This is a genomic window from Mycobacterium sp. Dal123C01, assembly GCF_052566995.1.
In genome coordinates this window covers 5278350-5299044 of the sequence record NZ_CP199580.1, presented here as the reverse complement: position 1 = coordinate 5299044, position 20695 = coordinate 5278350, and the positions used below count along the sequence as shown (strand labels likewise).

The window sequence follows — 20695 nt, the reverse complement described above, 5'->3', positions numbered from 1 at the left end:
ATCCGGCCCGGCCGGATTCACCGTTCGGAATGAGCCAGACCCTATTTGGGGCCGATCTGGGCCTGTTTAGCGGTCAAGGCGTCAATTACCTGGCGAAAGCGCCGCTCAAATCCCCAATTCGGGCATGAATGCCCTTACCCTGACACGCGTGACCGGTCAATCTCATGACGCACCTTGGCAGCGGCCCGGCGAAGTTCCGGAGCCTGCCCAGGGACGCCCCGCCGCAGCGCGCTTGGTCGACCCCGAAGATGACCTGACACCCGTCGGGTATCCGGGCGACTTCGGAACCACCACCGTGATCCCTTACCAAGACCCGAATCAGGCCGCCGGCCCGGCTGGGCCGTCCTACCACGTCCTCGACCAGCCAGAGCCGCTGCCGTACGTACAGCCACAGCCGCAGCCCCAGGCGGCACCGCGGCATTTAGCGGCCGAACCCGCCGAGATCGATGCGAGCGAGGAGTACGAACGGCAAACCGCCGTCGGCCGGCGCGGCACCCAGAATCTCGGGTTGCTGGTGTTGCGGCTCGGCCTCGGGGTGGTGCTCGGCGCGCACGGGCTGCAGAAGTTGTTCGGCTGGTGGGGCGGCCAGGGATTGAGCAGCTTCAAGAACTCACTGTCCGACGCCGGCTACCAGCACGCCGACATCCTGTCCTACGTGAGCGCCGGCGGGGAGATCGCTGCGGCTGTGCTTCTGGTGCTGGGGTTGTTCACCCCGGTGGCCGCGGCGGGTGCGTTGGCGTTCCTGATCAACGAGCTGCTGGTCAGCATCTCGGCGCGGCCGCACACCTTCTCCTACTTCCTCCCGCAGGGACACGAATACCAGATCACGCTGATCGTGCTCGCCGTCGCGATCGTCCTGTCCGGGCCTGGCCGCTACGGCCTGGACGCCAACAGGGGATGGGCCCACCGGCCTTTCATCGGGTCGTTCGTTGCCCTGCTCGCCGGCATCGCCGCCGGCATCGCCGTGTGGGTGCTGCTCAACGGGGTCAACCCGATCGCCTGAATTGCCCCGCTAGGCGGTCATCGGTAGGGGTTGGGCACTCGCCCGGAACTGACCGCCGCCAGCTGTGGCAGCGTCGCGAAAGTGACCGCCGGCAAGCGCAGCTGTGCCCCGCTGGTGAGCTTGGCGCGTGCCCAGGAGCCCCGGTGAAAGCCCAGTCCGTCGATCTCATCCCACCCCACCGTCTGGCTCCCCAACAGGTTTCGCACCGTCACGCCTCGGCCGTCGGCCACGGTGCGCAGCCGGATGATCAACGCTGACAACAGCACCGGGATGACGAGCAACGGGGCCGACGGCGGCCAGGCCAGCACCGGGATCAGCAACCCGAGGGTAAAAAATCCCACGGCGAGGTGCGCCATCGGTGAGATCTTGATCACTACGGGCGCGGGTGTCGGGGCAGCAGAGCCGGAAGCCACCCGAACATCATTTCACCCTCGCTTGCGTTGCCGATTTCGTGCCGACGCCGGTGCCCGTACCCGCGGGCGACGATTGGTTCGTCCCGCCGCTCCGGATTTGACGGTTGAGCAGTGCGAAGACTACCGTCGAGGGCTATGGATACCGCCGGAAAGCCCGGGATGCTCGTAGTAATTAGCGGCGCGTTGGTGGCTGACTAATTCCTTCAGCATGTGAAGCGATCCGGCACCAACGCGCAACCCTCGATCAGCGGGAGCTGACGGGGGTTTTTTCTTGCGTACCAACGAAACTTTCACAGCCAAATCAGCACTAAGAAGATGAGGACCAGAGTGAGCGCACCCACCAGGCAACAGACACCCGGGTCGCCCGAGGGCGGCGACTGGGCGCCGGACGCCGCGGAAGCCGCCGCAAAAGTTCCGGCCAGCCAAGCGAAACACATTGCACCGCACCAACTTACCGGTGCTCAGTCGGTAATCCGGTCGCTGGAGGAACTCGACGTCGAGATCATTTTCGGAATCCCGGGCGGCGCGGTGCTGCCGGTCTACGATCCGCTATTCGACTCGAAAAAGCTGCGGCACGTGCTAGTTCGCCACGAGCAGGGCGCCGGGCATGCGGCCAGTGGTTATGCGCACGCCACCGGCAAGGTCGGGGTCATGATGGCGACATCGGGCCCCGGCGCCACCAATCTGGTGACCCCGCTGGCCGATGCGCAGATGGACTCGATACCCGTGGTCGCCGTCACCGGGCAGGTCGGGCGTGCGCTGATCGGGACCGATGCCTTCCAGGAGGCCGACATCTCGGGCATCACCATGCCGATCACCAAGCACAACTTCCTGGTCCGCTCCGGTGACGACATTCCCCGCGTGCTGGCCGAGGCCTTCCACATCGCATCCTCGGGACGCCCCGGCGCGGTGCTCGTCGACATTCCCAAGGACGTACTGCAAGCGCAGTGCACATTCAGCTGGCCGCCGCGGATGGATCTTCCCGGCTACAAGCCGAACACCAAACCGCACAACCGGCAGATCCGTGAGGCCGCCAAGCTGATCGCGCGTTCGCACAAACCGGTGCTGTACGTCGGCGGCGGCGTGATCCGTGGCGAGGCGACCGAGCAGCTCCGCGATTTGGCTGAGCTGACCGGGATCCCGGTGGTCACCACGCTGATGGCGCGGGGCGCCTTCCCGGACAGCCACCGGCAGAACCTGGGCATGCCGGGCATGCACGGCACCGTCGCCGCGGTGGCGGCACTGCAACGCAGTGATCTACTGATCGCGCTGGGCACCCGCTTCGACGACCGGGTGACCGGACAGCTCGATTCCTTTGCGCCCGAGGCCAAGGTCATCCACGCCGATATCGACCCGGCCGAGATCGGCAAGAACCGGGTCGCCGACGTGCCGATCGTCGGCGATGTCAAAGCCGTCATCACCGACCTCATCGCGATGCTGCGCCAGTACGAGACGCCGGGCAAGATCGACATGACCGCCTGGTGGGCTTATTTGGAGGACGTCCGCAAGACCTACCCGCTGAGCTACGACCCGCAGAGCGACGGCAGCCTGGGGCCGGAATACGTGATCGAGAAGCTGGGCGAGATCGCCGGTCCGGACGCCATCTACGTGGCCGGCGTTGGCCAACACCAGATGTGGGCCGCGCAGTTCATCAAGTACGAGAAGCCGCGTACCTGGCTCAACTCCGGCGGGCTGGGCACCATGGGGTTCGCGATCCCGGCGGCCATGGGCGCCAAGGTCGCTCGCCCCGAGGCGGAGGTTTGGGCGATCGACGGCGACGGATGCTTCCAGATGACCAACCAGGAGTTGGCCACCTGCGCGATCGAGGGGGTGCCGATCAAGGTGGCGCTGATCAACAACGGCAACCTGGGCATGGTGCGACAGTGGCAGAGCCTGTTCTATCAGGAGCGGTACTCGCAGACCGATCTGGCGACCCACTCACGCCGCATCCCGGATTTCGTGAAGCTGGCCGAGGCGTTAGGCTGTGTCGGATTGCGTTGCGAGCGTGAAGAAGACGTCGTCGACGTGATCAATCAGGCTCGCGCGATCAACGACTGCCCGGTCGTCATCGACTTCATCGTCGGCGCCGACGCGCAGGTGTGGCCGATGGTGGCCGCCGGGACAAGCAATGACGAGATTCAGGCCGCCCGCGGAATTCGGCCGCTGTTCGACGACGAAACCGAAGGACACGCCTGATGTACACCAAGACGCACACGCTGTCGGTGCTGGTCGAAGACAAGCCGGGTGTGCTCGCGCGCATCGCGGCGCTGTTCTCGCGGCGTGGTTTCAATATCGAGTCGCTGGCCGTGGGTGCCACCGAGCAGAAGGACATGTCGCGGATGACCATCGTGGTTTCCGCCGAGGAGACTCCGCTCGAGCAGGTCACCAAGCAGCTCAACAAGCTGATCAACGTCATCAAAATTGTGGAGCAGGACGAGGACAACTCGGTGGCTCGCGAGTTGGCGTTGATCAAGGTACGGGCCGATGCCGGTACCCGCAGTCAGGTGATCGAAGCCGTGAACCTGTTCCGCGCCAAGGTGATTGATGTGTCAGCGGAATCGCTGACGATTGAGGCCACCGGTGACCACGGCAAGCTCGAAGCGCTGCTGCGGGTATTGGAGCCGTTCGGTGTCCGCGAGATCGTCCAATCGGGACTCGTGTCGTTAGCTCGCGGGCCGCGCGGTATCGGCACCGCCAAGTAACGTCGCACATCCGAAAAGTCAAATGAGAAGGGGAGATTCACCGTGCCAGAGGCATTAAAGATGTTCTACGACGATGACGCAGATTTGTCGATCATCCAGGGCCGCAAGGTCGGCGTCATCGGATACGGCAGCCAGGGGCACGCGCACTCGCTGAGCCTGCGCGACTCCGGGGTTGAGGTCCGCGTCGGGCTCAAGGAGGGCTCGAAGTCGCGGCCCAAGGTCTCCGAGCAGGGCCTGGACGTCGACACCCCGGCCGAGGTCGCCAAGTGGGCCGACGTGATCATGCTGCTGGCCCCGGACACTGCCCAGGCCGAGATCTTCGCCAACGACATCGAGCCGAACCTGAAGGATGGCGACGCGCTGTTCTTCGGTCACGGCCTCAACATCCACTTCGACCTGATCAAGCCGCCCGGCAACGTCACCATCGCGATGGTCGCGCCGAAGGGGCCCGGGCACCTGGTGCGCCGGCAGTTCGTCGACGGCAAGGGTGTGCCAGCTCTGATCGCCGTCGACCAGGACCCGACCGGCAAGGGCGAGGCGCTGGCACTGTCCTACGCCAAGGCCATCGGCGGTACCCGGGCCGGCGTCATCAAGACCACCTTCAAGGACGAGACCGAGACCGACCTGTTCGGTGAGCAGGCCGTGCTGTGCGGTGGCACAGAGGAATTGGTGAAGACCGGTTTCGATGTGATGGTCGAGGCGGGTTATCCGCCGGAGATGGCGTACTTCGAGGTGCTGCACGAGCTCAAGCTGATCGTCGACCTGATGTACGAGGGCGGCATCGCTCGGATGAACTACTCGGTGTCCGACACCGCGGAGTTCGGCGGATACCTGTCCGGCCCGCGCGTCATCGATGCGGGCACCAAGGACCGGATGCGGGAGATCCTGCGCGACATCCAGAACGGCGACTTCACCAAGAAGCTCGTCGCCAACGTCGAGGGCGGCAACAAGCAGCTCGAGCAGTTGCGCAAGGAGAATGCCGAGCACCCCATCGAGGTCACCGGCAAGAAGCTGCGTGACCTGATGAGCTGGGTGGACCGCCCGATCACCGAGACGGCCTAATCCTCGAACCGCCGCGACACGCCGAAACTTAAACTACGGCGACGCTTCTCGGCGTGTCGTGTACGTAGGTTAAGTGTCGCCGGCCAGCGCTATGACGTCAGCCGGTCGGCGAAGGTCACCACCCGGCGCGCCAGGTGTTCGAGGGCGGTGGCCGTCACCTCGCCGATATCGGTGATGTTGTCGTGCGTGGCGACCAGGCTCGCCCCGTACGGGTTGCCGTCGACGAACTTGCTCGGATCGGTGTATCCCGGTGGCACGATGATGCCGCCGAAGTGGATCAGCGTCAGGTAGAGCGAGACCAGCGTGGTTTCCTGGCCGCCGTGCAGGGTGTTGGAGGACGTGAAGCCCGCGTACACCTTGTCGGCCAGCTTGCCCCCGGCCCACAGCCCGCCCAGCGAGTCCAGGAAGGTGCGCAACTGCGCTGCCGGCGAGCCGAACCGGGTGGGGGAGCCGAAGATCACGGCGTCGGCCCACACGATGTCGTCACCGGTGGCCGCCGGAAGGTCCTTGGTTGCGTTGTAGTTCGCCGTCCAGGCCGGGTTGTGCGCGAAGGATTCCGGGTCTTGCGTTTCGGCGACATGGCGCACCCGGACCTCGGCGCCGGCGGCCTCGGCCGCCGCGGCGACGCGTTTGGCCATCGTGGTGCCATGCCCAGTGGCCGAGTAGTAGATGATCGCGAGTTTGGTCACGCCGATAGCTTAGGCCCGAGCGCAGGCAGGTTAGCGATGCCGAATTCACGGCGCAACAGGCTGCGCGCGGCGTAGAAACCGGCCATGCCGTGCACGCCGCCGCCGGGCGGGGTAGCTGCCGAACACAGATACGCCTTGGGAATCGGGAGCCGCCATGGGTCGAGCCGCGGTGTGGGCCCGGCGATCGCGCGCCACGCCGAGTTTGCGCCCATCCCGATGTCGCCGCCGACGTAGTTGGCGTTGTGGTCGGCCAGGTGTGCGGCGGGCACGGCGCGGGCCGCGAGCACGACGTCGCGAAAGCCGGGTGCGAACCGCTCGATGGTCGCGGTGACGGCCTCGGTCGCATCGAGGTCAGAACCCGACGGGACGTGCGCATACGTCCAGAACGGACGGCGGCCCGCGACGTCGATGCGGCCGGAATCGACGATGTGCGGGGCGGCGGCCAGCACCATCGGCCACTGTGCGTGGCGTCCGGCCGCGATCTCTTTCTCGGCCAGCGCCATCTGCTCCCGGGTGCCGCCGAGATGCAGGGTGGGAGCGCGGCGCAGGCGCGGGTCCGACCACGGAATCTCGTCGCTGAGCACGAAATCGACCTTGGCAACTCCGGGTCCGAATCGATAGCGGCGCAACGCTTTAGCGTATCGGTCCGGCAGAGCTTGAGAATTCTGGCCGTATATCCGCAGCAGCGCGGTGGGTGCCGTGTCGAACACGACGACTGAGCCCGGCGGGGGAGAAGTGATTTCGACGCCGGCCGTCACCTCGCCCCCGTGCGCGCGCAGGTCGGCGATCAGCGCGTCGGTGATCGCCTGGCTGCCACCCACCGGAATCGGCCAGCCGACCGAATGACCCAGCGTCGCCAGCATCAACCCGGCGCCGGCCGCCGTCAAGGACGGCATCCGCGAAAGCACATGGGCGGCAACGCCGGTGAACAACGCGCGGGCATCGTCTCCTTTTAGTAAGCCGGCCAACGCCCCCCACGCCGGGGTGCCCTGAGTTAGCATCCGCAGCCCCAGGTGCAGCGCGGACGGCAACGAACTGGGCACCGAACGCTTGTCGCCGAGCAGCAATTCCACGACGGCTTGCCAGTCCGCCACCAGCGGGCCCAATAGCCGCCGCCAGGAGGCGCCGTCGGTCAGTTCCGCGCAGGTGCGCTCGAGGTCGCGGTAAGCGATCGCGGCGGGCCGGCCCGGCAGCGGGTTGCCGTAGGCGATTTCCGGCACACCCAGCTGTACGCCGCGCGCCGGCAGGTCGAACTCCGCGAAAAACGGCGATGCCAGCGCCAGTGGGTGCACCGCCGAGCAGATGTCGTGTTCGACTCCGGAGAATTCTGGGTCGGCCGCGGTGCGGGCACCGCCGCCCAAGGTGGGTTGCGCCTCGACGACCTGCACTTTGAGTCCCGCGCGGGCGCAGATGACGGCCGCGCAGAGCCCGTTGGGTCCGCTGCCGACGACGGTGACGTCCATCGGACAATTACAGCGGAGAGGCTGGCCTATAACCTGGTCGGGTGAACTTGCCTGTTGTGTTAATCGCCGACAAACTCGCTCAATCAACTGTCGCCGCCCTGGGCGACCAGGTCGAAGTGCGCTGGGTAGATGGTCCGGACCGGGAGAAGCTGCTGGCAGCGGTGCCCGAGGCCGACGCGCTGCTGGTGCGTTCGGCCACCACCGTCGACGCCGAGGTGCTGGCCGCCGCGCCCAAACTCAAGATCGTCGCCCGGGCCGGGGTCGGGCTGGACAACGTCGACGTGGATGCTGCCACCGAACGCGGTGTCCTGGTCGTCAACGCCCCGACCTCGAACATCCACAGCGCTGCCGAGCACGCACTGGCGCTGCTGCTGTCCGCGTCCCGGCAGATCCCGGCGGCCGACGCCACGTTGCGCGAACACACCTGGAAGCGGTCGAAGTTCTCGGGCACCGAAATCTTCGGCAAGACGGTCGGCATCGTCGGCCTGGGCCGCATCGGCCAGCTGGTCGCCGCACGGATCGAGGCCTTCGGCACGCACGTCATCGCCTATGACCCGTACGTGTCGCCGGCCCGCGCCGCGCAGCTCGGCATCGAACTGCTGCCGCTGGATGAATTGCTGGCCCGGGCCGACTTCATCTCGGTGCACCTGCCGAAGACACCCGAGACCGCCGGCCTGATCGACAAGGAGGCGCTGGCCAAGACCAAGCCGGGCGTCATCATCGTCAACGCCGCCCGCGGCGGTTTGGTGAACGAGGAGGCCCTGGCCGAAGCGGTCAGCAGCGGACATGTGCGCGCGGCCGGTCTCGACGTGTACTCCTCCGAACCGTGCACCGACAGCCCGCTTTTCGAGCTGCCGCAGGTGGTGGTGACGCCGCACCTGGGGGCGTCCACCGAGGAGGCGCAGGACCGGGCCGGCACCGACGTGGCCGAAAGCGTGCGGCTGGCGCTGGCGGGAGAGTTCGTGCCCGACGCGGTCAACGTCGGCGGGGGCGTGGTCAACGAGGAGGTGGCGCCGTGGCTGGACTTGGCCCGCAAGCTCGGGGTGCTGGCCGCCGCGCTGTCCGACGGCGCGCCGACCTCGTTGTCGGTGCAGGTCCGCGGCGAGCTGGCTGCTGAAGATGTTGGGGTGCTCAAGCTTTCGGCTCTGCGCGGTCTGTTCTCGGCCGTGATCGAGGATCCGGTCACGTTCGTCAACGCGCCGGCGCTGGCCGCCGAGCGCGGCGTGACTGCCGAAATCAGCACGGCCTCGGAAAGTCCCAACCACCGCAGCCTGCTCGACGTGCGGGTGGCCGGCCACGACGGCTCGCGCGTCAACGTCGCCGGCACCCTGTCGGGTCCGCAGTTGGTCGAGAAGATCGTGCAGATCAACGGCCGCAACTTCGACCTGCGCGCCACGGGCACCAACCTGGTGATCAACTACGCCGACCAGCCCGGCGCGCTGGGCAAGATCGGCACCGTGCTGGGCGCGGCCGGGGTGAACATCCAGGCCGCACAACTCTCCGAGGACGCCGAAGGCCCGAGCGCGACGATTCTGCTGCGGCTCGACCAAGACGTGCCCGATGCCGTGCGCTCGGAGATCGCGAAGGCGGTCGGCGCCAACAAGCTCGAAGTGGTTGACCTGTCATGAAATTGGCGATCATCGGCGGTGACGGGATCGGGCCGGAAGTAGTTGCCGAGGCGGTCAAAGTCCTCGATGCGGTACTGCCCGGCGTGCAGAAGACCGAATACGACCTGGGTGCTCGGCGCTACCACGCCACCGGCGACCTGCTGCCCGACTCGGTGCTGGCCGAGCTCCGTGGGCAGGACGCCATCCTGCTCGGGGCGATCGGCGACCCGTCGGTGCCCAGCGGGGTGCTGGAGCGAGGGCTGTTGTTGCGCTTGCGCTTTGAGCTCGACCATCACGTCAACCTGCGGCCGGCCCGACTCTACAAAGGGGTGAGCAGCCCGCTGGCGGGGGACCCGAAGATCGACTTCGTGGTGGTGCGGGAGGGGACCGAAGGTCCCTACACGGGCAATGGTGGCGCGATCCGGGTCGGCACGCCCCACGAGGTGGCCACCGAGGTTAGCGTCAACACCGCGTTCGGTGTGCGGCGCGTGGTGCAGGACGCCTTCGAGCGGGCCCGCCAGCGACGCAAGCACCTGACGCTGCTGCACAAGACCAATGTGCTGAACTTCGCGGGCAGGCTGTGGTCGCGGATCGTGGCCGAGGTCGGCGCGGAATATCCCGATGTCGAGGTGGCGTATCAACACGCCGACTCGGCGACCATCTTCATGGTCACCGACCCGGGCCGCTTCGACGTGATCGTCACCGACAACCTGTTCGGCGACATCGTCACCGACTTGGCAGCGGCGGTGTGCGGCGGAATTGGCTTGGCCGCCAGTGGAAATATCGACGCCACCCGGAGCAATCCCTCGATGTTCGAGCCAGTGCACGGCAGTGCGCCCGATATCGCCGGCAAGGGCATCGCCGATCCGACCGCGGCCATCATTTCGGTCGGGATGCTGCTCGACCACCTTGGTGAGACGCAGGCCGCTAGCCGGGTGGACCGGGCCGTCGAGACGTATCTGGCGTCTCGCGGGGACGAACGGCTCTCCACCAGCGAAGTCGGCGAACGGATTGCCGCCGGGCTGTAGCCTCCAAGCCGGGCGGCAGCAGCTTGGCCGGCACCAACGGTATTGCCAGCAACGGGAACAGCCCGCACAACGCCCAGGCCGTCGGATATCTTGCCGCGCTGATCAACGCACCGAAGAGCGGGGGGCCGGCGGCTGCCATCAGTCGCTGAGTGGTGTTCTGGATGCCCAACGCCCGCCCGCTCCAGAACGGTCCGGCGAATTCGGTGATCGCCGTTGCTTCCAACCCGTTGTCGAGCATGGCGAGCACCGAGACGATGACCATCAGGACCACTTCGTAATGCGAACCCCGGTGGTCGGCGTAGGCCAGGACGAACAGCGTCAACGCGGCGGCGGCAGCGATGACCGCGACGGGCCGCATGCGCGAGCCGATCCGATCTGACAAGCGCCCGACCAAGATACGACCCAGCGCACCCAGCAGCTGCGAGATCGTCATCGCCGCGCCGGCGGACGCGATCGACCAGCCGTCGTTTCTGATCAGCCAAACCAGCATGAACGTCACCGTCACCGTCTGCGGCATCATCATCAGCGCAGACGCGGCGTGAATTCGCCACAGCACCCAAGACCTGCGATAGGGGCTTGCCAGTTCCTCATCGGTGGCCGTCTCCAACGGTTTTCGTGGTGAGTCGACGACACCCACCACGCTGAGCAGGGCGGCCCCCGTGCACGCCACGGCGGGAAACAACAGCCCTGCGTGGGGGCTCCCCTCGGCCAGCTCGGGTATTACCAAGGCGCCCAAGGCGATACCCAGCGGTTGGGCGGTCTGGCGAATTCCCATTGCCAGGCCTCGCTGGTGCGGCGGGAACCAGCCCGAGACCAGCCGGCCACCGGCACTGTTACAACCGGCGGCGGCCATACCGCCGAGAAACAGAAACACACCGACCCATATCAGTGAATGTGCCGATGCCGCAGCGTAGGCCGCCACCGCGGTGAGCGCCGAGCCCGCGGTCAGCACGATGCGCTCGCCGACCCGGTCCAGCACATAGCCCCATCCGATCAGCGTGACGACCATGCCCCAGCTGGGCATCGACGCCAACAGGCTGGCTTCGGTCAGCGGGGTTTTGCGCTCTGCTTCCAGCGCCGGGATCAGGAAGGCGACCCCGTTGATGAAGAGGAAGGAAGTGGACGTCACAACCAACGAGATCAGCATGATCGACCAGCGTGCGCGGGCACCGAGTTGGCCCTCAGGTGGGCCTTCAGCTCCCACGTCCGTGGTCATTCCCCATGCTAACTGCGGTTAGCGCATCAGGATTCGGCCGCGGCGGCTCGTTCGGACGGGATGTCACCCGTTGCCCGCGGGGGCGGGCCGACAGGCACCAACGGCAGCGCCGCCAGCGGGAACAATGCGCAGACCGCGAACGCCACCGGAAAGCCGGCCGCGCTGATCAATCCGCCGAATAGCGGAGGACCGAGCGCAACCATCAGCCGCTCCAGCGCGTTCTGCGCACTCAGCGCGCGTCCGCTCCAAAACGGCCCGGCTAATTCGGGGATCGTGGTGAACGGCAAGCCGCTGTCGCCGGTGAGCGCTGCCGCGGTCACCATGACCGGCACGGCGAGGGCCCAATTCAACTGATCGCTGAGCGCCAGCACCCCGACGACCACGCTGGTGGCGACGGCCAGGGCCCGCAGTGGACGCATCCGCGAGCCGACCTGGTCGGCCCAGCGGCCGGCCGCGATGCGTCCGAGCGCGCCGAGCAGTTGGGAGAGGCCCACCAGCGCTCCCGCCCATGCGGCCGACAAGCCGCGGTCGATCATGAACCAGACCAGCATGAACGTCAGGATGACGGGCTGGGGCACCATCAGCAGCGCCGAGGCGGCGTGGATCCGCCACAGCGTGGTCGTGCCGCGGTACGGATTCGCCAGCTCCTCATCGCTGGCATCCGCCCGGAGCGGGCGCGGTGGGTCTTTGACCCCCAGGGCGCTGACCACCGCCGACACCGCGCACAGTCCGGCGGGAAAGAGCAGCGCCGTCGAGAAGCTCTGTTTGGCCAGCTCAGGAATCACCAACGCCGCCAATCCAATTCCCAATGGTTGGGCGGTCTGGCGGATACCCATCGCCAGGGCTCGCTGGTGCGGGGGAAACCAGCCGGTGACCAGCCGGCCACACGCGGTGACACTGCTGGCGGCGGCCATGCCGCCGAGCACCAGAAATACCCCCATCGTCACCATCGAGTGCGCCGATGCGGCGGCGAAACCGGCCGCCGCGGTCAGGGTCAGGCCCATGGTGAGCACGATGCGCTCCCCGATGCGGTCCAGCAGATAACCCCACACCGGCAGGGTCACGACCATGCCGAAACTGGGCAGCGATGCCAGCAGACCGCCCTCGGCCAGGCCGGTGTTGTGGCGCGCGTGCAGCATCGGGATCAAGAAGGCGACGCCGTTGATGAAGACGTTGGCGCACAACGTCGCGCCCAAGGAGACTCCAAGCATCACCCATCGTCTGAGGGTGCTGATCGACTGCTCCGGCACGTATTCCTATCCCTTAGGTCTGCGGACTCCTTTCGCCTGTCACGAAACCTGCCCCTCTAGTAGTTCGGAGCATCCCGGCCGCCGGACGTGTCGGCGCATCAGATTTCTGTCACTCGCGGCCAGATGGTGACGGCCCGCGTCGCCCGGCTGCTGCCGCGCTCGCGACCGTCACTAGGCTCGGGCGAATGCGCCTTGGTCGAATCGCTAGTCCGGATGGTGTCTCCTTCGTCAGCATCGAGGGCCCGCTGGAAGATTCCAGCGCGATGACTGCCCGTGAGATCGCTGAGCATCCCTTCGGCACGCCGACGTTTACCGGTCGCTCCTGGCCGGTAGCCGACGTTCGGCTGTTGGCCCCGATGCTGGCGGGCAAGGTGGTCTGCATCGGAAAGAACTACGCCGATCACATCGCCGAGATGCAAAGTTTCGGAACTGGCCCGGCCGTGGCAGATCCCATCATCTTCCTCAAACCCAATACCGCCATCGTCGGGCCGAACGTACCGATCCGCTTGCCCGCCAACGCATCACCGGTGCACTTCGAAGGGGAGCTGGCGGTGGTGATCGGCCGGCCGTGCAAGGACGTCTCCGCCGCGCAGGCCGCTGACAACATTCTCGGTTACACGATCGCCAACGACGTGTCGGCACGCGATCAGCAAAAGGCCGACGGCCAATGGACTCGCGCGAAGGGGCACGACACATTCTGCCCGGTCGGGCCGTGGGTCGTCACCGACGTCGACCCGGCCGATCTGGCACTGCGCACCGTCGTCAACGGCGACGTCAAACAAGACAGCCGCACCTCGCTGATGATCCACGATGTCGGCGCCGTCGTGGAATGGATCTCGGCGGTGATGACCTTGTTGCCAGGCGATCTCATCCTCACCGGAACACCGGCGGGCGTTGGTCCGATCGAGGATGGTGACACCGTTTCCATCACCATCGACGGCATCGGCACCCTGACCAATCCCGTGGTCCGAAAAGGAAAGTCGTGACCGCAGCAGGCACCGTTCGGGTCCGGTTCTGCCCGTCGCCTACCGGCACCCCGCACGTCGGGATGGTGCGCACCGCCCTGTTCAACTGGGCGTACGCGCGGCACACCGGCGGCACCTTCGTCTTTCGCATTGAGGACACCGATGCCGAGCGCGACAGCGAGGAAAGCTATCTCGCCCTACTCGACGCGCTGCGCTGGCTCGGTCTGGATTGGGATGAGGGGCCCGAGGTCGGCGGACCCTATGGCCCGTACCGGCAGTCGCAGCGCAGCGAGATTTACCGCGAGGTGGTGGTCAAGCTCGTCGAAGCGGGCGAGGCCTACTACGCCTTTTCCACGCCGGAAGAGGTTGAGGCGCGCCACATCGCGGCGGGCCGCAACCCCAAGCTGGGCTACGACAATTTCGACCGGCAGCTGACCGATTCCCAGCGCGCGGCATTTCTCGACGAGGGCCGCAAACCGGTGGTGCGGCTGCGGATGCCCGACGAAGATCTCGCGTGGGATGACCTGGTGCGGGGGACCACCACCTTCGCGGCGGGCACGGTGCCCGATTTCGCGTTGACCCGCGCAACCGGAGATCCGTTATACACCTTGGTCAACCCGTGTGACGACGCGCTGATGAAGATCACCCATGTGCTCCGCGGCGAGGACCTGCTGCCGTCGACGCCGCGTCAGCTGGCGTTGTATCAGGCGTTGATCCGGATCGGGGTGGCCGAACGCGTTCCGGAGTTCGCCCACCTCCCAACGGTATTGGGGGACGGGACTAAAAAGCTGTCCAAGCGCGACCCCCAGTCCAATTTGTTCGCCCACCGCGACCGGGGCTTCATCCCCGAAGGCCTGCTGAATTATCTTGCGCTGCTCGGCTGGGCGATCGCCGACGATCACGACCTGTTCAGTCTCGACGAAATGGTGGCCGCGTTCGACGTAGTCGACGTCAACTCCAACCCGGCCCGATTCGATCAGAAGAAGGCCGACGCGATCAACGCCGAACACATCCGGATGCTCGAGGTGGCCGACTTCACCGGCAGGCTGCGCGACTACTTCGATGCCCACGGACATCGACTTTCGCTCGACGAGGCGGGATTCGCCACCGCGGCCGAGCTGGTGCAGACCCGCATCGTGGTGCTCGGAGACGCGTGGGACCTGCTGAAGTTCCTCAACAACGACGAATACGCGATCGACCCCAAGGCCGCCGCCAAGGAGCTCGGTCCGGACGGGGCGGCGGTGCTGGATGCCGCCCTGACGGCGCTGGACGGCGTGACGGACTGGACCGTGGCCCCGATCGAGGACGCGCTGAAATCCGCGCTGATCGACGGGCTGGAGCTCAAACCGCGCAAGGCGTTCGGCCCGATCCGGGTGGCCGCGACCGGGACGACGATCAGCCCGCCGTTGTTCGAATCGCTGGAGCTGCTGGGTCGCGACCGCAGCCTGGCGCGGCTGCGATCGGCCCGCGATCAGGTCGCCGCGCAGTAGGCATGCGGATTGCCGGCTGAGTCTTTGGTAGTCTGCTCGTCGGCCGACAATGGCTGGCAGCGGCAGTCGCAGGATGCTTGTCTAGGTCGACAGAATGCGCTCTGAGCAGCGGTTTTAGGCAGCCAATGGGGTATGGTGTAATTGGCAACACAGCGGTTTCTGGTACCGCTATTCTAGGTTCGAGTCCTGGTACCCCAGCAAAATCTGTCAGGCTGCAAGCGATTAGGCGGCCCCCGTCGGGTGAGCTATGCTGGCTGCTCGGATCGGTTCTGGCCCCGTCGTCTAGCGGCCTAGGACGCCGCCCTCTCACGGCGGTAGCGTGGGTTCGAATCCCATCGGGGCTACAAAACTGCTACGGCAGTTACTGGCCGGTCCCCAGCACAGCCGGTGCGGTGGAACCACCCACCGGCATCGCTGGCAAGCCAAGTTTGCGGTGATCCCACGAGCGCGCGCGCCGGGCGACGATGCGTACGCAGACCCGCTTGTTCATCATCTGCTCGACGAAGGGCAACATGTCGTCGGTGTAGGGACCGGTGTAGCGCTCCCACACGCTGACCCCGACCCGGTGCGAGACGTCCGGATCGTCGATGATCTCTGCAATGCCTTCGAAGGAAACCCCGCGCAGCGTGTCATAGGTGTCGCCGCCCTCGATCAGGAAGCTCACCCGCGGGTCCCGTAAAAGGTTGACCGCTTTCTGAGACTTGGCTTTTGTCTCCAGCCAGATTTCGCCGTCGACGACGGCGTACCACATGGCGGTCAAGTGCGGCTGGCCGTCGGGACCAACGGTGGCCAGCGTCCCGGTACGACTCTTGACAACGAAATCGGCGATTTCCTCGTCGGACATGACGATGCTCGCGCGCTGATTGGTTCCCATCGCGTCAGTCTGTCAGGCCTGCTGCGGCCAACTGTGCACTGGTGGCTTTGGGTGTGCGTACAGGGCGGCGATACCTCGATTCTGGCGCCCTGTACGCACACTCAACGCCGAGAACGCACACTCGCGGCGCACGGCAGGGCTTACAAACGGCGAGCCATTGCGTCGGCGGCCAACAGGAGGTCGGCGGCCCACCGCGCTCCCGGGCGCCGGCCGATCCGATCGATGGGTCCCGACACCGAGATGGCGGCGACGACCACGCCGCGGCCGTCACGCACCGGGGCCGAGACGCTCGCGACCCCTGGCTCGCGCTCGGCAACGCTTTGCGCCCAACCGCGCCGGCGTACTTCAGCCAGCGTCCGGTCGGTGAACTTCGCCGTCGGCAGCACGGCTTTTTGAGTGGCGACATCGCTGTGGGCCAGCAGAACTTTGGCTCCCGAACCGGCCGTCATCGGCAGTCGTGCCCCGACCGGAACCGTATCGCGAAGGCCCGCAGACGGTTCCAGGGCGGCCACACAGACCCGCGAAGTGCCCTCGCGGCGGTAGAGCTGCACGCTTTCACCGGTGGTCTCTCGCAAGTGGGGGAGCACCGCCGCGCCGGCCGCCAGCAACGGATCGTCGACCTGCGCCGCGAGTTCGGTCAGCCCGGGACCGAGCTGCCAACGCCCTTCGTCGTCGCGCGCCAGCAGGCGATGCACTTCCAGCGCGGCCGCCAGCCGGTACGTGGTGGCCCTGGGAAAGCCGGTTCGTTCGCACAGTTCGGCTAACCCGCAGGGAGATTCCGCGATGGTGTGCAGCACATCCACGGCTTTATCCAGGACGCCGATGCCGCTATGCTGTCTCATAGAGAGATACTAGCGTCTCGCATTATGAGATCACAGCCCAGATTGATCCGCGAGCCGCAGATGAGGCGAATCGAGGCGAGTTCACGATGGGAAGCGAAATACAGGAACCGGGCGCCGGCAAGCCGCGCACCCTGGCCGAAAAGGTCTGGGACGACCACGTTGTGGTCCCCGGCTCAGCCGGCGAGGGGGCCGGCGCGCCCGACTTGATTTATATCGACCTGCATTTGGTGCACGAGGTCACCAGTCCGCAGGCGTTCGACGGCCTGCGTCTGGCCGACCGCCCGTTACGCCGGACCGATCTGACGCTGGCCACCGAGGACCACAACGTGCCCACGGTCGACATCGACAAGCCGATCGCCGACTTGGTGTCGCGCACTCAAGTCGAAACGTTGCGGCGCAACTGCGCCGAATACGGGGTCCGGCTATATCCGATGGGCGATATCGACCAGGGCATCGTGCACGTCGTCGGGCCGCAATTGGGGCTGACCCAGCCGGGGATGACGATTGTCTGTGGAGATAGTCACACCTCCACCCACGGGGCATTCGGTGCACTGGCAATGGGCATCGGTACCTCCGAAGTCGAGCATGTGCTGGCCACTCAGACATTGCAGCTGCGGCCCTTCAAGACAATGGCGGTCAACGTCGACGGGCAATTGCCGCCCGGAGTGACGGCCAAGGACATCATTCTCGCGTTGATCGCCAAGATCGGCACCGGTGGCGGGCAAGGCCATGTCATCGAATATCGGGGCAGCGCGATCGAATCGCTGTCCATGGAAGGCCGGATGACGGTCTGCAACATGAGTATCGAAGCCGGCGCCCGGGCCGGAATGGTGGCGCCGGACGAGACCACTTACGAATTCCTGCGGGGCCGCCCACATGCGCCGACCGGCGCGCAGTGGGACGCCGCGCTGCAGTACTGGCAACAGCTGCGCACCGATGACGGCGCCGTCTTCGACACCGAGGTCTATCTCGACGCGGAGTCGTTGACCCCGTTCGTCACCTGGGGAACGAACCCCGGCCAGGGCGTGCCATTGGGTGCGGCGGTGCCGGATCCCGAATTGATGACCGACGACGGCGACCGGCAGTCCGCCGAGAAAGCGTTGGCATACATGGACCTTCGGCCGGGTATGCCGATGCGTGAAATCGCCGTCGACACGGTGTTCGTCGGCTCTTGTACCAACGGTCGTATCGAAGATCTGCGGGTGGTGGCCGAGGTGTTGCGCGGCCGCAAAGTGGCCCAGGGCGTGCGAATGCTGGTCGTTCCGGGCTCGATGCGGGTGCGCGCGCAGGCCGAAGCCGAAGGGCTCAGTGAGGTATTCACCGCCGCCGGTGCCGAATGGCGGCAGGCCGGCTGCTCGATGTGCCTGGGCATGAACCCCGATCAGCTTGCGCCCGGCGAGCGCTGCGCCGCGACGTCCAACCGCAACTTCGAAGGGCGACAGGGCAAAGGGGGCCGCACACATTTGGTATCACCGGCCGTCGCCGCGGCAACCGCGGTTTGCGGCACCCTGTCCGCTCCGGCCGACCTGAACTGAAACGAAATCGAGGACGAAGATGGAAGCCTTTCAGACCCACACCGGGATCGGCGTGCCGCTGCGGCGCTCCAATGTCGATACCGATCAGATCATTCCTGCGGTGTATTTGAAGCGCGTCACCCGAACCGGATTCGAGGACGGCTTGTTCGCGACATGGCGGTCGGATCCGTCATTCGTGCTCAACCTCAGCCCCTTTGACCGAGGCTCGGTCTTGGTCGCCGGACCCGACTTCGGGACCGGATCGTCGCGCGAGCATGCGGTGTGGGCGCTGATGGACTACGGATTCCGGGTAGTCATCTCATCTCGGTTCGGTGACATTTTTCGGGGCAACGCGGGCAAGGCGGGGCTGCTGGCGGCCGAAGTCAGCCAAGACGGTGTCGAACTTCTTTGGAAGCTCATCGAGCAGAGTCCGGGGCTGGAAATCACTGCCAATCTTCAAGATCGAAATATCACTGCGGGAACGACGGTGTTGCCGTTCAAGATTGACGATCACGCCGCATGGCGACTTCTCGAAGGGCTTGACGATATAGCCCTTACGCTGCGCAAACTCGACGAGATCGAATCTTTCGAGGCGGCCCGTCCGGACTGGAAACCGCGCACTCTACCCACCCCATGAAGGGTTGATCGGGATCGCATTTCGCCCCGATCATCTTAGATAGCAAGGCTTATTTTCGGGCCGCGTCACCAACCAAGGGCGACAACCGGATTCCGGAATTTCCTGTCGCTTAGCCGTGAAATTGCGCGTGGCGCTTGGAAATTTGCTAGGTGAGGGTTTACCGTGTTCGCTAGTCGGTTCCCAAAATGGGACCACTGGCTTCGGAGGGTTTGGATGAACAAAGCAGAGCTCATAGATGTGCTCACACAGAAATTGGGCTCGGATCGTCGGCAGGCGACCGCCGCTGTCGAGAATGTTGTCGACACCATTGTGCGTGCGGTGCACAAGGGCGACAGCGTGACCATCACCGGGTTCGGTGTGTTTGAACAACGGCGCCGCGCAGCGCGTGTCGCCCGTAACCCGCGTACCGGTGAGACGGTGAAGGTAAAGCCGACGTCCGTTCCCGCATTCCGCCCGGGCGCCCAATTCAAAGCGGTTGTCGCTGGCGCACAGCGCCTCCCGTCGGAAGGACCGGCCGTGAAACGTGGTGTTGTAGCAGGCGCAGCCAAGAAGGTCGCCAAGAAGGCGCCCGCCAAGAAGGCTGCCGTGAAGAAGGCGCCCGCCAAGAAGGTCGCCGTGAAGAAGGCGCCGGCCAAGAAGGCCGCCGTGAAGAAGGCACCCGCCAAGAAGGTCGCCGTGAAGAAGGCCGCGACCAAGGCGCCCGTGCGTAAAGCCGCGACCAAGGCTCCGGCCAAGAAGACCGCGGCCAAGAAGGCGCCCGTGCGTAAGGCCGCAACCAAGGCTCCGGCCAAGAAGACCGCAGCCAAGAAGGCGCCGGCCAAGAAGGCCGCCACCAAGCGCGGCCGCAAGTAGGTCAGTAACCGAGTTCAGACGCGAATACCCTTCGGGCGGCAAGGCTGCGCCCGAAGGGTATTTCGTGTGTCAGGCCCGCACGTTGGCGGCCAGTGCGCCGCCGATGTGGTCGGCCGCCACCACGCGTCCATTGGACAGCGACAGCACCCAGGTACTGCCCTTGTGGTTGCGGGATTTGTCGGGGCGCGCTCCGTCGCGTTCGCACCACCACTCGATCAGATCCGGAATCACCTTGCCCTGCGAACAGATCACCGGTGTGCCGCCCTCGGCGGCGATAGCCAGCATCCGATGCCGGCCGCGTTTGGGGTTCTTGGCGTACGACTCCTCGGTGAGGGTGGACTCGTTCCCGATGGTCACACCCAGTTCCTCGGCGATCGGCTCAACCGTCTGGTAGCAGCGCACCCGATCGGCGGCGTACACGTCGGTGGCGCCGAACGCCATTAGCTGCGCGACTAATGCCTCGGCCTGCGCGCGTCCTCGTTTGTCCAACGGTCGCTCGGTGTCATCCCCGGAGAAGCGGGACTTCCGGCCGGCGGTGCCGTGCCGGACCACCAAAACGCTACGCGTATCCGCTGGCTGTTTCGTAAAGCGCTGCAACACGTTTCGGTCTTGGGCGTAGTCGAGCTTCTTCATCGCGTTGGCGATGGGCAACCAGACCAATTCGTCGACCTCTTTGCCCGGTACGAATTCCCCACCGGCGCCGCGGGCGGCCCAGTAGTACACCTTTTTGACGCCCTGGTCGATCGGATAGCTCACCTTGTTGAGCCGTCTGCCAAGAATGGCGTGCTGTCCGGTTTCCTCCAGCACTTCACGTACCGCGGCCACGGGTGCCGTCTCGCCCGGGTCGACTTTGCCCTTGGGCAGTGACCAGTCGTTGTAGCGGGGGCGGTGGATGACGGCGATCTCCAGCTCCGGGTTGGCCGCATCCGCACCGGCTTGTCGCCACAACACCGCGCCCGCGGCGAAGACGATCCGCTTCCCCGAGCGCCGATTGCCTGACGAGTTCTGGTCCGACACCACACTCCTGCAAGTCAATTCGGCCAGCGGGGCGCCGGTCATGGATGTGGCCTGGAAAGTTACCACACGGT

19 protein-coding genes and 2 tRNA genes are annotated in these 20695 nt (G+C 65.9%); 13 read left to right on the top strand and 8 right to left on the bottom strand.

What is annotated here, in order from left to right:
- Nucleotides 1-148 precede the first annotated feature (148 nt).
- Nucleotides 149-1003, top strand: coding sequence for a DoxX family protein (locus ACTXG5_RS24785; protein WP_445161303.1), 855 nt, complete (start codon nt 149-151; stop codon nt 1001-1003).
- A 17-nt stretch (nt 1004-1020) separates the two neighbouring features.
- On the opposite strand, the gene ACTXG5_RS24780 is transcribed toward ACTXG5_RS24785, so the two are convergent.
- Nucleotides 1021-1359, bottom strand: a complete 339-nt coding sequence (locus ACTXG5_RS24780) for a PH domain-containing protein (RefSeq protein ID WP_445164579.1) — start codon at nt 1357-1359, stop codon at nt 1021-1023.
- A 384-nt stretch (nt 1360-1743) separates the two neighbouring features.
- Here ACTXG5_RS24780 and ACTXG5_RS24775 point away from each other — a divergent pair, with 384 nt between their 5' ends.
- Genes ACTXG5_RS24775 through ilvC form a run of 3 tightly spaced genes read left to right on the top strand, consistent with a single transcriptional unit; the run spans nt 1744 to nt 5180 of the window.
- Nucleotides 1744-3612: an acetolactate synthase large subunit gene (locus ACTXG5_RS24775; RefSeq protein ID WP_445161302.1), complete on the top strand. Its 1869-nt coding sequence runs from the start codon at nt 1744-1746 to the stop codon at nt 3610-3612.
- Nucleotides 3612-4118 (top strand): acetolactate synthase small subunit, encoded by a 507-nt coding sequence (gene ilvN, locus ACTXG5_RS24770; RefSeq protein WP_445161301.1) that lies wholly within the window; start codon nt 3612-3614, stop codon nt 4116-4118. Before ACTXG5_RS24775 ends, ilvN begins: the two co-directional genes overlap by 1 nt.
- Nucleotides 4119-4178: 60 nt before the next feature.
- Nucleotides 4179-5180 (top strand): ketol-acid reductoisomerase, encoded by a 1002-nt coding sequence (gene ilvC, locus ACTXG5_RS24765; protein WP_445164578.1) that lies wholly within the window; start codon nt 4179-4181, stop codon nt 5178-5180.
- 89 nt (nt 5181-5269) lie between these two features.
- Here the strand turns inward: ilvC and wrbA are convergent, their stop codons facing one another.
- Both wrbA and ACTXG5_RS24755 read right to left on the bottom strand, forming a co-directional pair.
- On the bottom strand, nt 5270-5869 hold the full coding sequence (gene wrbA, locus ACTXG5_RS24760) for an NAD(P)H:quinone oxidoreductase (protein WP_445161300.1): 600 nt from the start codon (nt 5867-5869) through the stop codon (nt 5270-5272).
- Nucleotides 5866-7332 (bottom strand): phytoene desaturase family protein, encoded by a 1467-nt coding sequence (locus ACTXG5_RS24755; RefSeq protein WP_445161299.1) that lies wholly within the window; start codon nt 7330-7332, stop codon nt 5866-5868. Before ACTXG5_RS24755 ends, wrbA begins: the two co-directional genes overlap by 4 nt.
- Before the next feature lie 41 nt (nt 7333-7373).
- On the opposite strand from ACTXG5_RS24755, the gene serA reads away from it, so the two are divergent.
- Together serA and ACTXG5_RS24745 are read left to right on the top strand one after the other, a co-directional pair.
- On the top strand, nt 7374-8960 hold the full coding sequence (serA, locus tag ACTXG5_RS24750; protein WP_445161298.1) for a phosphoglycerate dehydrogenase: 1587 nt from the start codon (nt 7374-7376) through the stop codon (nt 8958-8960).
- A complete protein-coding gene (locus tag ACTXG5_RS24745; protein ID WP_445161297.1) occupies nt 8957-9967 on the top strand; it encodes a 3-isopropylmalate dehydrogenase in 1011 nt (336 codons plus the stop codon). The genes serA and ACTXG5_RS24745 overlap by 4 nt, the downstream gene beginning before the upstream one ends.
- On the opposite strand, the gene ACTXG5_RS24740 is transcribed toward ACTXG5_RS24745, so the two are convergent.
- Nucleotides 9867-11183 carry an MFS transporter gene (locus ACTXG5_RS24740; RefSeq protein ID WP_445161296.1) on the bottom strand — a complete coding sequence of 439 codons (1317 nt, stop codon included), beginning with the start codon at nt 11181-11183 and terminating at the stop codon, nt 9867-9869. The genes ACTXG5_RS24745 and ACTXG5_RS24740 overlap by 101 nt on opposite strands.
- 26 nt (nt 11184-11209) lie before the next feature.
- A complete protein-coding gene (locus tag ACTXG5_RS24735; RefSeq protein ID WP_445161295.1) occupies nt 11210-12394 on the bottom strand; it encodes an MFS transporter in 1185 nt (394 codons plus the stop codon).
- Nucleotides 12395-12618: 224 nt separating this feature from the next.
- On the opposite strand from ACTXG5_RS24735, the gene ACTXG5_RS24730 reads away from it, so the two are divergent.
- From ACTXG5_RS24730 to ACTXG5_RS24715, 4 genes are all read left to right on the top strand, one after another.
- Nucleotides 12619-13419: a fumarylacetoacetate hydrolase family protein gene (locus ACTXG5_RS24730; protein WP_445161294.1), complete on the top strand. Its 801-nt coding sequence runs from the start codon at nt 12619-12621 to the stop codon at nt 13417-13419.
- Nucleotides 13416-14888, top strand: a complete 1473-nt coding sequence (gltX, locus tag ACTXG5_RS24725) for a glutamate--tRNA ligase (protein ID WP_445161293.1) — start codon at nt 13416-13418, stop codon at nt 14886-14888. Before ACTXG5_RS24730 ends, gltX begins: the two co-directional genes overlap by 4 nt.
- Nucleotides 14889-15014: 126 nt before the next feature.
- Nucleotides 15015-15086, top strand: a tRNA-Gln gene (locus ACTXG5_RS24720).
- 73 nt (nt 15087-15159) lie between these two features.
- Nucleotides 15160-15232, top strand: a tRNA-Glu gene (locus ACTXG5_RS24715).
- A gap of 17 nt (nt 15233-15249) precedes the next feature.
- Here ACTXG5_RS24715 and ACTXG5_RS24710 read toward each other — a convergent pair.
- Together ACTXG5_RS24710 and ACTXG5_RS24705 are read right to left on the bottom strand one after the other, a co-directional pair.
- A complete protein-coding gene (locus ACTXG5_RS24710) occupies nt 15250-15762 on the bottom strand; it encodes a pyridoxamine 5'-phosphate oxidase family protein (RefSeq protein WP_445161292.1) in 513 nt (170 codons plus the stop codon).
- Between the two features lie 140 nt (nt 15763-15902).
- The gene (locus tag ACTXG5_RS24705; protein ID WP_445161291.1) at nt 15903-16604 is read right to left on the bottom strand and encodes an IclR family transcriptional regulator; all 702 of its coding nucleotides are present in this window, start codon (nt 16602-16604) and stop codon (nt 15903-15905) included.
- 86 nt (nt 16605-16690) lie between these two features.
- Between ACTXG5_RS24705 and leuC the strand changes: the two genes are divergently transcribed.
- The 3 genes from leuC to ACTXG5_RS24690 all read left to right on the top strand — a co-directional run bounded on the left by leuC (nt 16691) and on the right by ACTXG5_RS24690 (nt 19607).
- The gene (leuC, locus tag ACTXG5_RS24700) at nt 16691-18139 is read left to right on the top strand and encodes a 3-isopropylmalate dehydratase large subunit (protein WP_445161290.1); all 1449 of its coding nucleotides are present in this window, start codon (nt 16691-16693) and stop codon (nt 18137-18139) included.
- Nucleotides 18140-18158: 19 nt separating this feature from the next.
- Nucleotides 18159-18755: a 3-isopropylmalate dehydratase small subunit gene (gene leuD, locus ACTXG5_RS24695; RefSeq protein WP_445161289.1), complete on the top strand. Its 597-nt coding sequence runs from the start codon at nt 18159-18161 to the stop codon at nt 18753-18755.
- Between the two features lie 213 nt (nt 18756-18968).
- A complete protein-coding gene (locus ACTXG5_RS24690; protein ID WP_445161288.1) occupies nt 18969-19607 on the top strand; it encodes an HU family DNA-binding protein in 639 nt (212 codons plus the stop codon).
- Nucleotides 19608-19676: 69 nt separating this feature from the next.
- On the opposite strand, the gene ACTXG5_RS24685 is transcribed toward ACTXG5_RS24690, so the two are convergent.
- A complete protein-coding gene (locus ACTXG5_RS24685) occupies nt 19677-20624 on the bottom strand; it encodes an NUDIX hydrolase (RefSeq protein WP_445164577.1) in 948 nt (315 codons plus the stop codon).
- Between the last annotated feature and the right edge of the window lie 71 nt (nt 20625-20695).

What these genes read in the sequence shown, in the direction of transcription:
- leuD (WP_445161289.1), top strand. Translation starts at nt 18,159, where the DNA reads ATGGAAGCCTTTCAGACCCACACCGGGATCGGCGTGCCGCTGCGGCGC.
- ilvC (WP_445164578.1), top strand. Translation starts at nt 4,179, where the DNA reads ATGTTCTACGACGATGACGCAGATTTGTCGATCATCCAGGGCCGCAAG.
- ACTXG5_RS24690 (WP_445161288.1), top strand. Translation starts at nt 18,969, where the DNA reads ATGAACAAAGCAGAGCTCATAGATGTGCTCACACAGAAATTGGGCTCG.
- ACTXG5_RS24755 (WP_445161299.1), bottom strand. Translation starts at nt 7,332, where the DNA reads ATGGACGTCACCGTCGTCGGCAGCGGACCCAACGGGCTCTGCGCGGCC.
- ACTXG5_RS24730 (WP_445161294.1), top strand. Translation starts at nt 12,619, where the DNA reads ATGCGCCTTGGTCGAATCGCTAGTCCGGATGGTGTCTCCTTCGTCAGC.
- leuC (WP_445161290.1), top strand. Translation starts at nt 16,691, where the DNA reads ATGGGAAGCGAAATACAGGAACCGGGCGCCGGCAAGCCGCGCACCCTG.
- ACTXG5_RS24705 (WP_445161291.1), bottom strand. Translation starts at nt 16,604, where the DNA reads ATGAGACAGCATAGCGGCATCGGCGTCCTGGATAAAGCCGTGGATGTG.
- ACTXG5_RS24735 (WP_445161295.1), bottom strand. Translation starts at nt 12,394, where the DNA reads ATGCTTGGAGTCTCCTTGGGCGCGACGTTGTGCGCCAACGTCTTCATC.
- ACTXG5_RS24745 (WP_445161297.1), top strand. Translation starts at nt 8,957, where the DNA reads ATGAAATTGGCGATCATCGGCGGTGACGGGATCGGGCCGGAAGTAGTT.
- ilvN (WP_445161301.1), top strand. Translation starts at nt 3,612, where the DNA reads ATGTACACCAAGACGCACACGCTGTCGGTGCTGGTCGAAGACAAGCCG.
- ACTXG5_RS24710 (WP_445161292.1), bottom strand. Translation starts at nt 15,762, where the DNA reads ATGGGAACCAATCAGCGCGCGAGCATCGTCATGTCCGACGAGGAAATC.
- ACTXG5_RS24780 (WP_445164579.1), bottom strand. Translation starts at nt 1,359, where the DNA reads ATGGCGCACCTCGCCGTGGGATTTTTTACCCTCGGGTTGCTGATCCCG.
- ACTXG5_RS24740 (WP_445161296.1), bottom strand. Translation starts at nt 11,183, where the DNA reads ATGACCACGGACGTGGGAGCTGAAGGCCCACCTGAGGGCCAACTCGGT.